The sequence below is a fragment of the Pseudofrankia coriaricola genome (assembly GCF_001854805.1).
Classification (GTDB): Bacteria; Actinomycetota; Actinomycetes; order Frankiales; family Frankiaceae; genus Pseudofrankia.
Map to the genome: position 1 here is coordinate 1 of NZ_MBLO01000083.1, position 14,651 is coordinate 14,651.

3 protein-coding genes are annotated in these 14,651 nt (G+C 76.0%); all 3 read left to right on the forward strand.

The genetic code is table 11. The features are described from left to right. The coding region (locus BCD48_RS14405; RefSeq protein WP_131803988.1) for a type I polyketide synthase at positions 1 to 4,494 on the forward strand (4,494 nt) is incomplete at its 5' end. Positions 4,495 to 4,537: 43 nt separating this feature from the next. Then, on the forward strand, positions 4,538 to 11,344 hold the full coding sequence (locus BCD48_RS54885; RefSeq protein WP_071048881.1) for a type I polyketide synthase: 6,807 nt from the start codon (positions 4,538 to 4,540) through the stop codon (positions 11,342 to 11,344). Between the two features lie 182 nt (positions 11,345 to 11,526). Then, on the forward strand, positions 11,527 to 14,651 hold a 3,125-nt coding region (locus BCD48_RS51250), incomplete at its 3' end, for a type I polyketide synthase (protein ID WP_157910498.1).

A 14,651-nucleotide genomic window follows, 5' to 3' on the forward strand; every position in this document is an offset into this window, starting at 1 on the left:
GTGGACGCGCCGTCCTCACATGTGGAGTGGGAGTCCGGGGCGGTCGAGCTGGTGACCGAGGCCCGGCCCTGGCCCCGGGGCGAGCGGCCGCGCCGGGCGGGCGTGTCGTCGTTCGGGATCAGCGGGACCAACGCGCACGTCATCATCGCCGGCCCGGACCCCACCCCGGCCGGCACCGAGCCGACGCCCGCCTCGCCCGCGCAGGGCCCGGCGCGGCTCACGTCGACCGTGCCGGCGCGGCTCCCGCAGGGCCCGGCGGCGGCCGCGCCGGTGGCGCTCGTGCTTTCCGCGGCGAGCGACGCCGCACTGCGCGGCCAGGCGGCGCGCCTCCGGTCGCATGTCGCCGACCGGGCCGACCTGCCGCTGGCCGGGGTGGCGAACGCGCTGGTCCATACCCGGACCGGCTTCGATCGCCGGGCGGTGGCCGTCGGGGCGTCGCGGGAGGAGCTGCTGGCGGAGCTGGGCCGGCTGGCGGCTCCCGGGGCGACGGGCAGCTCGCCGGCCACGGGTGGGGTGGGTTTCGTGTTCTCGGGTCAGGGTGCGCAGCGGGTGGGGATGGGGGTGCGCCTGGCGGACTGTTTTCCGGTGTTCCGGGAGGCGCTGGCGGAGGTGGCGGCCGGCTTCTCCGGGCTGGTGGACGTGCCGGTCGGGGAGGTACTGGCGGGGACGGCCGGGGACATCGACGTGACGGTGTATACGCAGCCGGTGCTGTTCGCGTTCGAGGTGGCGTTGGCGCGGTTGCTGGCGGACTTCGGGGTGGTGCCGGATGTGGTGGTCGGCCATTCCGTCGGTGAGTTGGCCGCTGCCCATGTCGCAGGGGTTTTCGGACTGGACGACGGGTGTCGTTTGGTGGCGGCCCGCGGTCACCTGATGCAGGCGGCGCGGGCGGGTGGGTTGATGCTCGCCGTCAGCGCGTCCGAGTCGGAGATGGAGCCTGTTTTGGCGGGTCGGGCCGGTGTGGGCCTGGCCGCGGTGAACGGGCCGAGCTCGGTCGTCGTCTCGGGGGACGCGGGCGCGGTGGAGGAGATCGAGGTGCTGTGGCGGTCGGCGGGTCGGCCGGTGCGGCGGCTGCGGGTGAGCCACGCGTTTCATTCGGCGCATATGGACGGGGTGCTGGGCGAGTTCGCGGAGGTCGTTCGGACGGTCGACCTTCGGGAGCCGTCGGTGCCGCTGGTGTCGAACGTGACGGGCGCTCTGGCGGGTGCGGAGATCCTCGAAGCGGATTACTGGGTGCGTCAGGTCCGGTCGGCGGTGCGGTTCGGTGACGGGGTGACGGCCGCGCGGGACGCCGGCGTGCGGCGCTTCGTCGAGATCGGACCGGACGCCGCGCTGACCCCGATGGTCCAGGAGGCCTTCGACGGTTCGGCCGCGGTCGCGGTAGCGGCGTGTCGGCGGGGTCGTGACGAGGGTGTGACGGTGTTGCGGGTGTTGGGGGAGCTGTTCACGGATGGGGTGGAGGTGGATTGGGGGCGTGTTGTCGGGCCGGCGTCGGCGGAGCGGGTGGCGCTGCCGACGTATGCGTTCGATCGGGAGCGGTTCTGGCTCGATGGCGATGTGGCTGGGTCGGGTGTGGCCGGGCCGGGGTTGGCCGAGGCGGAGCACCCGCTGCTGGGGGCCGTGGTGTCGGTGGCGGACGGGGGTGAGGTGCTGCTGGCCGGCCGGATCGGTCTGGGTAGCTATCCGTGGCTTGGCGACCACCGGGTGCACGGTCGGGTGTTGGTGGCGGGGGCGGCGCTGGTCGAGCTGGTGGTGCACGCCGGTGACCAGGTCGGTGCCGGGCATGTGCGGGAGCTGGTCTTGGAGAGTCCGCTGGTGGTGCCGGAGGTTGGGTCGCTGCTGCTCCAGATCCGCGTCGGCCCGGCCGGGGACCTTCCTGGTCAGGACGACGAGGTCGGATCGGGGAACGGTGTCCGGTCGGTGAGCATCCACTCCCGGCCGGCGGGCGGCGATCCGCGCTCGGCCGAGGGCTGGACCCGGCACGCCGTCGGCACGGTCAGCGCCGACGAGGCCCCGGCCGCCGAGCCGCAGACAGGCGCCTGGCCACCGGCCGAAGCGACCCCGCTCGACGTCGACGGACTCTATTCACACCTGGGCGGGCTGGGTCTCGACTACGGCCCCGCGTTCGCCCGGCTCACCCACGCCTGGCGCGCCCCCAACCCCGATGGCACCGCCCACGACCTCTACGCCACCGTCGAGCTGCACCCCGACCGGACCCCCGAGACAGGCGGCGCCACCGGCTTCACCCTGCACCCCACCCTCCTCGACGCCACCCTGCACCCGCTCGCCTTCGGCTTCGACCCGGCCGAGGACGCCGCCGGCGGCCCGGACCGGGTCCGGCTGCCGGTCGCCTGGTCCGGCGTCGCGGTGCTGGCGGCGGGCGCGACGACCCTGCGGGTCCGGCTGCGCGACCTCGGCCCGGACGCGATCGCCGTCGACCTGACGGACGACCGGGGCACCCCGGTCGCCCGGGTGGACCGCCTCGACGTCCGCGCGGCCAGCGCGGCGGAGCTGGCCGGACCGGCGCCGGCGGCGGGCGCCGCCGGCGGTCTGTACCGGGTCAGCTGGGCCCCGTTGGCCGACCCGTTCGGCGCCGATCCGGGCGAGTCGCCGCTGCTGCTCGTCCCGCTCGGGCCGGACGGCCCCGACGCCGGCTGCCGCTGGCCCGGCGAGGCGGCGGTCAGCTGGAACGACCTGGCAGCCGGTGACCAGGCCGTGCCGCCCCTCGTGGTGCTCCCGGTGAGTGGCGCCGGGCCGGATACGGGCGCGACTCCGGCGGCCGTGCGCGCGCTCACCGGCGACGTCCTCGCCGTCCTGCGCCGCTGGGCCGCCGACGACCGGTTCGCCTCGTCCACCCTGGCGCTGCTCACCCGGTCCGCCGTCCAGGCCGGGCCGGCGGACCGGGTTGACGACCTGGCGGGGGCCGCCGTGTGGGGCCTGGTCAGGTCGGCGCAGTCGGAGCACCCAGGCCGCTTCGCGCTGCTCGACAGGGACGGGACGTCTGCGCCGGCCGCCGTGGCCGCCGCGGCGGCGGCCATCGGGTCGGGCGCGGCGCAGACCGCGGTGCGCGACGGCGTCGTCCTCACTCCGACGCTCACCCCGGCGCTCGCGCCGGCCGACGCCGGACTCCGCGCCGCCGGCGCTTTGCCCGACGGCGCCGCCGGCACCTACCTGCTGACCGGGATGGGCGCGCTGGGTGCCCACGTCGCCCGCCATCTTGTCGCCGACCGGGGCGTCCTGCACCTGGTCCTCGCCAGCCGGCGCGGCCCGGCCGCCGCCGGGGCGGCCGAGCTGGTTGACGAGCTGGCGGCGCTCGGTGCCCGGGTGCACGTCGTGGCCTGCGACGTCGCGGACCGCCCGGCGCTCGCCGCTCTCGTGACCGCGCTCCCGGCGGGCTGGCCGCCGCTGACCGGCGTGATCCACACCGCCGGCGTCCTGGCGGACGCGACGCTGGAGAAGCTCACCCCGGCCGACCTCGACACCGCGCTGCGGCCGAAGGTCGACGCGGCCTGGCACCTGCACGAGCTCACCGCCGGGCTCGACCTGTCGGAGTTCGTGCTGTTCTCGTCGGCGGCCGGCGTCCTGGGCGGCCCGGGCCAGGCCAACTACGCGGCGGCGAACGCGTTCCTGGACGCCCTCGCCGCGCGCCGTCGCGCCGCCGGCCAGCCGGCGCTCGCGCTGGCCTGGGGACTGTGGGCCGGCACCGACGGGATGACCGGCCGCCTGGGCCGGGCCGACCGCGCCCGCCTGGCGCGGGCCGGGCTCGCGCCGATCGAGCCGGCGGACGGGATGGCCATGCTCGCCGCGTCGGCGCGGATCGGAGCGCCGGCGCTCGTCGCGCTCCGCCTGGATCCGGCGGCGCTCGCCAACCAGGATGGCGCCGTGCCGCCGCTGCTGCACGGGCTGATCCCGGTGACGGCGCCCGCCCGGCGGATCGTCAGCCAGCGCGCGCCGTCCCCCCCGGGGCCGACCTCGCTGCCGGCCCGGCTGCGGGAACTGCCCGAGGACGAACGCGGCCGGGTGGTCCTCGACGTCGTCCGCGACCACGTCGCCGGCGTGCTGGGGCACGCCGATCCGCGGACGGTCCCGGTCGACCGCGGGTTCCTCGATCTCGGGCTCGACTCGTTGACCGCGGTCGAGCTCCGTAACCGGCTCAGCGCCGCGACCGGATTGAAGCTGCCGAAGACCGTCACATTCGACCATCCGACCGCGGTGACTCTCGCGGGCTATCTTCGGAACAGTCTCGACGGTGAGCTGGGTCGCGTTCGGGTTTCCTTTCATGCCGAAATCGCTACACTGGAATCGAAGCTCCCCTCCATCATCGCAAATGACGACGCGCGGTCCGACCTCGCCGGCCGGCTGACGGGAATCCTGCGGCAACTGGTGGCCGAGAACGAATCATCGGCTCCGCCCGGCCCCGATCTCTCCGAACGTATCTCGCTCGCCGACGACGACGAGCTCTTCGATGTTCTCGACCGGGAGCTCGGACTCTCCTGACGACCGGCGCCCGTATCGAGGGACGCTAGGAAGCGGATATCAGATGGTGAACGAGGACAAGCTCCGGGACTATCTAAAGCGCGCGACCCGGGACCTGGCCCAGGCTCGCGCCCGCGTTCGCGACCTGGAATACGCGTCCCGCGAACCGGTCGCCATCATCGGGATGGCCTGCCGGTATCCGGGCGGGGTCGGGTCACCCGGCGACCTGTGGGACCTGGTGATGGCCGAGACCGACGCCGTCACGGAATTTCCGACCGACCGCGGCTGGCCGGTCGAGGAGATCTACGACCCGGACCCGGGCGCCAGCGGAAAGACCTACACCCGGGAAGGCGGCTTCCTCCACCACGCGGCCGACTTCGACGCGGAGTTCTTCGGCATCTCGCCGCGTGAGGCGCTGGCGATGGACCCGCAGCAACGGCTGCTGCTGGAGACCGCGTGGGAGGCTTTCGAGAACGCCGACCTGGACCCCCAGTCGCTGCGCGGCAGCGCCACCGGCGTCTTCGCCGGCGTGATGTACCACGACTACGCCGAACGGGTCCGCCGGCCGCCCGAGGAGATCGAGGGCTATCTCGGCGGCGGCAGTGCCGGCAGTGTGGCGTCGGGTCGGGTGTCGTATACGTTTGGTTTCGAGGGTCCGGCGGTGACGGTGGACACGGCGTGTTCGTCGTCGCTGGTGGCGTTGCATCTGGCGGCGGGTTCGCTGCGGGCCGGAGAATGTTCGCTCGCGGTCGCCGGCGGCGTCACGGTGATGTCGACGCCGGGTGCTTTCGTGGAGTTCTCTCGGCAGCGGGGTCTGGCGCCGGATGGGCGATGCAAGCCCTTCGCGGATGCGGCCGACGGCGTGGCGTGGGGCGAGGGCTGCGGGCTGCTGGTGCTGGAGCGACTGTCGGATGCCCGGCGGAACGGCCACGACGTGTTGGCCGTCGTCGCCGGCTCGGCGGTGAACCAGGACGGGGCCAGCAGCCGGCTGTCAGCGCCGAATGGTCCGTCGCAGGAGCGGGTGATCCGGGCGGCGTTGGTGTCGGCCGGGTTGTCGGGTGTCGATGTGGATGTGGTGGAGGGGCACGGGACGGGGACGACGTTGGGGGATCCGATTGAGGCGGGTGCGTTGCTGGCGACCTATGGTCGGGACCGGCCGGTGGGTGGGCCGTTGTTGTTGGGTTCGGTGAAGTCGAACATCGGTCATTCTCAGGCGGCGGCCGGGGTGGCCGGGGTCATCAAGATGGTGTTGGCGATGCGGCACGGGATCGTCCCGCGGTCGTTGCACGTGGACGCGCCGTCGTCGCACGTGGAGTGGGAGTCGGGCGCGGTCGAGCTGGTGACGGCGGCCCGTTCCTGGCCGGAGAACGCGGGGCGGCCTCGGCGGGCGGGCGTGTCGTCGTTCGGGGTCAGCGGCACGAACGCCCACGTCATCGTTTCCGAGCCGCCGCCGGTCGAGCCTGCCGCGGCCGAGCAGCCGCCTACCGACGCCCGCTTGGCGGAGGGGGCGGAGGTGACCAGCGCAGCGGCCGGCGTCCCGGTGCCCTTGGTGCTGTCTGCTCGTTCGGCGGCCGCTCTCGCCGGTCAGGCCGGCAGATGCGCGGAGTTCCTGCGGAATGGCGGCGCGGCGCTCCCGGACCGTGATGTCGCGGCGGCGTTGCTGGCTCGGTCGTCCTTCGACCACCGACTGGTGGCGGTCGGTGTGTCCCGCGACGAGCTGCTGTCGGGTCTGGACACCTTCGCCGCCGGCTCGGTGGTTCCGGGCGTGGCCGGTACGCCGGGTGGCGTGGGTTTCGTGTTCTCGGGCCAGGGTGCGCAGCGGGCGGGGATGGGGGTCCGCCTGGCGGAGTGTTTCCCGGTGTTTCGGGAGGCGCTGGCGGAGGTGGCGGACGGTCTTTCTGGGTGGATGGGAGCGCCTGTCAGCGAGGTGCTGGCCGGGACGGCCGGCGACATCGACGCCACCGCGTATACCCAGCCGGCCTTGTTCGCGTTCGAGGTCGCGTTGGCGCGGTTGTTGGCGGAGTTCGGGGTGGTGCCGGACGTGGTCATGGGCCATTCGGTGGGGGAGCTGGCGGCGGCGCAGGTGGCGGGTGTTTTCGGTCTGGCCGAGGGATGTCGGCTGGTGGCGGCGCGGGGGCGGCTGATGCAGGCGGCCCGGCCGGGTGGGCTGATGCTCGCGGTCGGGGCGTCGGAGGCGGAGATGGCGACGGTGTTGGGGGACCGGACCGGTGTGGACCTGGCGGCGGTGAACGGGCCGTCCTCGGTCGTCGTCTCGGGGGACGCGGACGTCGTCGAGGAGATCGAGAAGGAGTGGCGGTCGGCGGGTCGGCCGGTGCGCCGGCTGCGAGTGAGCCACGCCTTTCACTCGGCGCACATGGACGATGTTCTGGGCGAGTTCGCCGAGGTCGTCCGAGAGATCGACTTGCGGCCGCCGTCAGTGCCGTTGGTGTCGAACGTGACGGGCACGCTGGCGGGCGCGGAGATCCTCGAACCGGACTACTGGGTGCGCCAGGTCCGGTCCGCGGTGCGGTTCGCGGACGGGGTCGACGCCGCGCGAGAGGCCGGCGCGCGGCGCTTCCTGGAGATCGGTCCGGACGCCGCCCTGACCCCGATGGTTCGCGAGGCGCTGGGCGGTTCCGCGGCGGGTCCTGCGGCCAGCGCGGCCACGGCGACGCCCGCGCCCGCGCCCACGGTCGCCGTCGCGGCCTGCCGGCGTGGCCGCGACGAGGCCGTGGCGGTGCTGCGGGCGCTGGGTGATCTGTTCAGCGACGGCGTGGAGGTGGACTGGAGGCGTCTCGCCGGCCCGGCCTCGGCGGAGCGGGTGGCGCTGCCGACCTATGCCTTCGCCCGGGAGCGGTTCTGGCTCGATGGCGACGTGGGTGGGTCGGGTGTGGCCGGGTCGAGTCTGGTCGAGGCGGAGCATCCGTTGCTCGATGCGGTCGTTCCGGTGGCGGATGGTGGCGAGGTGTTGCTGACCGGCCGGATCGGTCTGGGCAGCCATCCGTGGCTTGGTGACCATCAGGTGCAGGGCCGGGTGCTGGTGCCCGGGGCGGCTCTGGTCGAGCTGGCCGTGTACGCCGGTGACCAGGTCGGCGCCGGGCACATGCGGGAGCTGGTCCTGGAGAGCCCGCTCGTGGTGCCGGAGGTCGGGTCTGTGCTGGTCCAGATCCGCGTCGGCCCCGCCGGCGACATCTCCGGCCAGGACGACGAGGACGGTTCGGGGAACGACGTCCGGTCGGTGAGCATCCACTCCCGGCCGGCCGGCGGCGATCCGCGCCCGGCCGAGGGCTGGACCCGGCACGCGATCGGCACGGTCGGCGCCGAGGAGCCCCCGGACGTCGAGCCGCTGGCCGGCGTCTGGCCACCGGCCGGCGCGACCCCGCTCGACACCGACGGCCTTTACCCGCACCTGAGCCGCCTGGGCCTGGACTACGGCCCGGCGTTCGCCCGGCTCACCCACGCCTGGCGCCTCCCGAACTCCGCGGACGCGGGAGCAGGCACGGCCGACGACCTGTACGCCACCGTCGAGCTGCACCCCGACCGGGCCCCCGAGACAGGCGGCGCCACCGGCTTCACCCTGCACCCCACCCTCCTCGACGCCACCCTGCACGTCCTCGGCCTGGCCGTCGGCGAGCCTGCCCCGGGCGCTCCGGTCAAGCTGCCGTTCCGCTGGTCGGGCGTCACCCTCCTGGCCGCCGGCGCGACCGCCCTGCGCGCCCGGATCTCCTGGCGGGACGGGAACACCGCGGCCCTGCGCCTGTACGACGCCGCCGGCGTGCCGGTCGCGGTCGTCGACGCGCTCGAGGTCCGGGAGCTGTCCGCGGACGTGCTGGCGCCCGCCGACGACGAGGGCCTGTTCCGCGTCGCCTGGCGAACGTCCGACCAAGACGCCGTCACCGACCAAGACGCCGCTACCGGCCCGGACGTCACCTCCGCCCCGGGCGAGCCCACCACGCTCCGGTCCGGTCTGGCTGTGCCCGCCGGCGCCGTCGTGCTGCGGGACGCGGACGAGCTTCGCGACCTGCCGGCCGGAGACCCTGCGGAGCTGGTCATCCTCGACGCCCGGCCCCGGACCGGCGCGGGCGACGCTTCGGCCCCGCCCGAGCCGTCCGGACCGGCGGACCCGGCCGAAGGACCCGTCGGCCAGGCCGTCGACGTCGCCGCGGCGGCCCGGGCCGAGGGGGTGCTGGCGGCCATCCAGGGCTGGCTGGTCAGGCCGGCCGGGCGCGCCCCGCTGGTGGTCGTCACCTCCGGTGCGGTCGCCGCGGCCGAGCACGACCCGGTCGGAGACCTGGCCGGGGCGGTGGTCTGGGGCCTGGTCGCCTCCGCCCAGTCCGAGAACCCCGGCCGTTTCCTGCTGGTCGACACCGACGACCCGGCCGGCCTGGCCGGGCAGCTGCCCGCGCTGCTGGCCGGGGACGACCCGCGGGTCACGATCCGGGCCGGCGCGCGCCGGGTGCCCCGGCTGGCGCCGGTGCCGGCCGCCGGCGCCGGCCGGCTCGTGCCGCCTCCGGCCGGGCCGTGGCGGCTCGACTCCACCGGCCGCGGGACCCTGGAGAACCTGGTCCTGCGGCCCTGCCCGGAGGTCGCCGAGCCGCTGGCCGCCGGCATGGTCCGGGTCCGGATGCGCGCGGCCGGCCTGAACTTCCGCGACGTGCTGATCGCCCTGGGCATGTACCCGGGAGACGCGCCGATCGGCGGTGAGGGGGCCGGCACCGTCGAGGAGGTCGGTCCGGGCGTCATCGGCATCCACCCCGGGCAGCGGGTGATGGGCATGTTCCCGGCCGGGATCGGCCCGGTCGCCGTCACCGACCGCCGCCTGATCGTCCCGATGCCGGCGGGCTGGTCCTTCGCCCAGGCCGCCGCCGTGCCGACCGTCTACCTGACCGCCTGGTACGGGCTGCGCGACCTGGCCGACCTGCGGGCCGGCGAGCGCCTGCTGGTGCACGCGGCGACCGGCGGGGTCGGGATGGCGGCGGTGGCGCTGGCGCGGCACTGGGGGGTCGACGCCTTCGGCACCGCCAGCCGGCCGAAGTGGCCGACCCTGCGCGCGCTGGGCCTGGCCGACGACCGGATCGCGTCCTCCCGCGACGTCGGCTTCGCCGAGACGTTCCTCGCCGCGACAGGGGGCGAGGGCGTCGACGTCGTCCTCGACTCGCTGGCGCGGGAGTTCGTCGACGCGTCCCTGCGCCTGCTGCCCCGCGGCGGGCGGTTTCTGGAGATGGGCAAGACCGACATCCGCGACCCGGCCACGGTCGCCGCGGCCCACCCCGGCGTCGCGTACCGCGCGTTCGACCTGATGGAGGCGGGCGAGGACCGGATCGCCGAGATGCTGGCCGAGCTGGTGGACCTGTTTGCCCGGGGCGTCCTGCCTCCGCTGCCGGTCACCACCTGGGACGTCCGCCGGGCGGGCGACGCCTTCCGGCACCTCAGCCAGGCCCGGCACGTCGGCAAGGTGGTGCTCACGCTGCCGGAGACCGTCGACGAGCCCGGCACGATCCTGGTGACCGGCGGGACCGGCACGCTCGGCCGCCTCGTCGCACGCCACCTCGTCACCGCACGCGGCGCGCGCCATCTGCTGCTCGCCAGCCGCAGCGGGCCGGCGGCGCCGGGCGCCGGCGAGCTGGTCGCCGAACTGGCGGCGCTCGGCGCCCAGGCGACGGTGGTCGCCGTCGACGTCGCCGACCGGGCCGCGCTAGCCGCGGCGCTGGCCGCGATCCCCGCCGAACGGCCGCTGCGGGCCGTCATCCACGTCGCGGGCGTCCTCGACGACGGCATGGTCACCGCCCTGGGCCCCCAGCGGCTGCGCCCGGTGCTGCGGGCCAAGGTCGACGCGGCGTGGGCGCTGCACCAGGCGACCCGGTCGGCGTCCCTGTCGGCGTTCGTCCTGTTCTCCTCCGCGGCCGGCGTGACCGGCGCGCCGGGTCAGGCGAACTACGCGGCGGCCAACACCTTCCTGGACGCGCTCGCCGCCCACCGTAGGGCGCTCGGCCTGCCCGGCCTGTCGATCGCCTACGGGCTGTGGGCCGAGACCAGCGCGATGACCGCCGGCCTGGGTGCCGCCGACCGGGCCCGCATCGGCCGGACGTCCGCCGGCCTGACTGCCGCCGAGGCGCTGCGCCTGTTCGACGCGGCGCTCGACGCGGACGACCCGCTGCTCGTCGCGGCCGCGCTGGACCGGTCCACGCTCGGGTCGCGCCCGCCGGCGATCCTGCGCGAGCTTGCCGGAGGCCAGGCGCGTTCCCGCCGGCCGGTCGCCCGCCGGTCGCCCACCGGCCCGGGCCGCGCCGGCGCCGCCTTGGCGGCCCGGCTGGCCGCCGCGAACATGGCCGAGCGGCCGGCGATCCTGCTCGACCTGGTCGTGGCCGAGGCCGCCGTCGTCCTCGGCCACGGCGGCGCGGCGGACCTGGCGGCCGACCGGGCGTTCCGGGACCTCGGCTTCGACTCGCTGACCGCCCTGGAGCTGCGCAACCGGATCGAGACGGCGACCGGGCTGAGCCTGCCCGGCAGCCTGGTGTTCGACCATCCGACGCCGGCGGCGCTCGGGCGGCACCTCGACACCGTGCTCGCGCCCGCGCAGGCCGCGCGGCCGACGGTCCTGGCGGAGATCGACCGGCTGGAGGCGGCGCTGCGGGCGGCGGTCACCGACCCGGACGGCCGCGACCGGATCACCGATCGGCTGCGCGGCCTGCTCTGGAAGTGGGACGACCTGGCGCGGGGCTCGGGCTCGGCGCGCGGCGCCGCCGCGGACGGCGCGCACGGCGCGGCGGGGCTCGGCGGCGTGCCGGACGCCCGGACCGACGGCGACCTGCTCACCGCGACCGACGACGAACTGTTCGAGGCCCTCGACACCGAGCTCGGCATCGGCTGAGCCCGGCTGACCGCCGCCGGCCGGCCGTCTCATCGCCGCCCTGCGACCATCGCTGCCCCCCGACCACCCATCCACTGCTCGACCCGAAGTGACCGACGCCGACGCGCGCCGTCCGGGCCTCGTCCCCCGGCGCCGCGGGCGGGTCGCGCACGCGGGTCCAGAACGCGGGAGCTGACACCGTCATGGAGCAGGACACAGCCCAGGAGGACCGGCTGCGCGACTACCTGCGCCGCGCGACCACCGACCTGCGCCAGGCCCGGCGGCGCCTGCGCGAGCTGACCGAGGACTCCGAGGAGCCGATCGCGATCGTCGGCATGGGCTGCCGCTACCCGGGCGGCGTCGGCTCGCCCGACGAGCTGTGGGACCTGGTCTCCACCGGGCGGGACGGGGTCGGCGAGCTGCCCGTCGACCGCGGCTGGGACCTCGACGAGCTGTTCCACCCGGACCCGGACCGGACAGGTACCAGCTACGTCCGGCGGGGCGGCTTCGTCCCCGCCACCGGTTTCGACGCGGAGTTCTTCGGCATCCCGCCGCGGGAAGCGCTGGCGATGGACCCGCAGCAGCGGCTGCTGCTGGAGGTCGCCTGGGAGACGGTCGAGTCGGCCGCCATCGAGGTCGCCAGCCTGCGGGGCGAGCGGGTCGGGGTGTTCACCGGAGTGATCTCGCAGGACTACGTCCCCTGCCGGCACGCTCCCGTTGGCCAGGTGGAGGGCTACGTCCTCACCGGCAACACCACGTCGGTGGCCTCCGGCCGGCTGGCGTACCTGCTCGGGCTGGAGGGGCCGGCGCTCAGCGTCGACACCGCCTGCTCGTCCTCGCTGGTGGCGATCCACCTGGCCGTCGAGTCGCTGCGCCGGGGCGAGTGCTCGGCCGCGCTCGCCGGCGGAGCGACAATCCTCTCGACCCCGCGGGCCCTCGTCGAGTTCAGCCGCCAGCGCGGGCTCGCCCCGGACGGGCGGTGCAAGGCCTTCGCCGACGCGGCCGACGGCACCAACTTCGCCGAGGGCGCCGGCCTCCTGCTGCTGGAGCGGCTGTCGACGGCACAACGGGCCGGCCACCCGGTCCTCGCCGTCCTCCGGGGCAGCGCGATCAACTCCGACGGCGCCAGCAACGGGCTGACCGCGCCCAACGGCCCGTCCCAGGAGCGGGTCATCCGGGCCGCGCTGGCCGCCGCGCGGCTGACCGCCGACCAGATCGACGCGGTCGAGGCGCACGGCACCGGCACCCGGCTCGGCGACCCCATCGAGGCCGGAGCCCTGCTGGCGACCTACGGCCGTGAGCGGGACGACGGGGCGCCGCTGTGGCTGGGCTCGCTGAAGTCGAACGTCGGCCACACGCAGGCGGCGGCCGGCGTCGGCGGTGTCATCAAGATGGTGCAGGCGATGCGGCACGGCACGCTGCCGCCGACGCTGCACGTCGACACCCCCAGCCGGCTGGTGAAGTGGGACGCGGGCGCGGTCCGCCTGCTCACCGAGGCCCGGCGGTGGGAACGGCGTGACCGGCCCCGCCGGGCCGGCGTCTCCTCGTTCGGGATCAGCGGCACCAACGCCCACCTCGTCCTGGAGGAGGCGCCGGCGGCCGCCCGCGCCGGCGAGCCGGCCGAGCCGGGCGGCCTGACCGAGCCGGGCGGCCTGACCGAGCCGGGCGGCCTGACCGAGCCGGGCGGGCGGGACGACCTGGCCGAGGCGAGCCAGCCGGCCGCCAAGCCAGCCGGGCGGGCTGAGGCGTCCGTGCCGCCGGCGGGCGCGGCGCCGGTCGTGCCGTGGGTCGTCACCGCGCCCACCGCGGCCGCCCTCGCGACGCAGGCCGACCAGATCCGCGCCGCCGCCCGGGCGCTCGGGCCGGGCCGTCGCCCGCTCGACCTCGCGCACGCGCTCGCCAGGACCCGGGCCTCCTTCGAGCACCGCGCCGTGATCATGGCCGCGACGGCCGACGAGCTGTCCGAGGCGGTCGACGCGCTGCTCGCGGGCGACGAGCACCCCCGGCTTCGGCGCGGCCAGGCCCGCGGCGCCGTCCCGGTGGCCTTCGTGTTCCCCGGGCAGGGGTCGCAGTGGGACGAGATGGCCCGCGAGCTGCTGGACGCCTCGCCGGTCTTCGCCGAGCGCATCGAGGCCTGCCGCGCCGCGCTCGCGCCGCACGTCGACTGGGACCTCGAGGACGTGCTGCGCGGCCGACCGGGCGCGCCGTCGCTGGACCGGGTCGACGTCGTCCAGCCGGCGCTGTTCGCCGTCCTGGTCGGGCTGGCAGCGCTCTGGCGCGCTCACGGCGTCCGGGCCGCCACGCTCGTCGGCCACAGCCAGGGCGAGATCACCGCGGCCGCCGTCGGCGGGGCGCTGAGCCTGGACGACGCCGCCCGCGCCATCGCGGCGCGCAGCCGGATCGCGACCTCCCTCGTCGGCAGCGGAATGATGGTGTCGGTGGCCGCGTCGGCGGACGAGGTCGCCGCGCTGGCCGCGCCGTGGCCCGGCCGGCTGTTCGTCAGCGTGATGAACAGCCCACGGTCCTTCCTCGTCTCGGGCGACGTCGACGCGGCGGAGGGCCTGCTGGCGGCGGCCGAGGCCGCCGGCCACCGTGCCCGGCGGCTCCCGACGTCCTACGCCTCGCACTCGCCGTACGTCGACGTGCTCCTGGATGAGCTGATCGCCGCGCTGGCCCCTTTGGTCCCGCGCACTGGCGAGGTGCCGCTGCTCTCCACCGTGACCGGCGAGGTCGTCGACGGCGCCGCGCTGGACGCCGCCTACTGGGCGCGCAACCTGCGCGAGCCGGTCCGCTTCGCGGAGGCGACCCGGCACCTGGTGGCGGGCGGGCACCGGGTGCTCGTCGAGATCAGCCCGCACCCGGTGCTCACGGCCGCGATCGAGGACACGCTGGCGGACGGCCCGGCCCCGGCCCCGGTCGGCGTGGTCGGGACGCTGCGCCGCGGCGAGGGCGGCCTGGACCGGTTCCTCACCGCGCTGGCCGAGGCGTTCGTCGCCGGTGCGGCCGTCGACTGGCCGGCGGCGTTCCGCCCCTGGCGGCCGGAGCCGACGAGCCCGCCGCCGTACGCGTTCGACCGGCGCCGGTACTGGCTGCCCGACGAGGCGAACAGCGGCCCGACGGCCGGCGGGCACCCGGCCGGCGGCGTCGCCGGGCCGGCCGAGGCGGCCTTCTGGGCGGCGGTCGACGCGGCCGACCATCACGCCCTCGCCCGCAACCTCGGCCTCGACGACGCCGGTCGCCCCCGCCCGCTGCCGGAGCTGGTCGGCGCGCTCGCCGGCTGGCACCGCGAGCTGACCCGCCGCGGCACGCTCGACGCGCTGCGCTACAC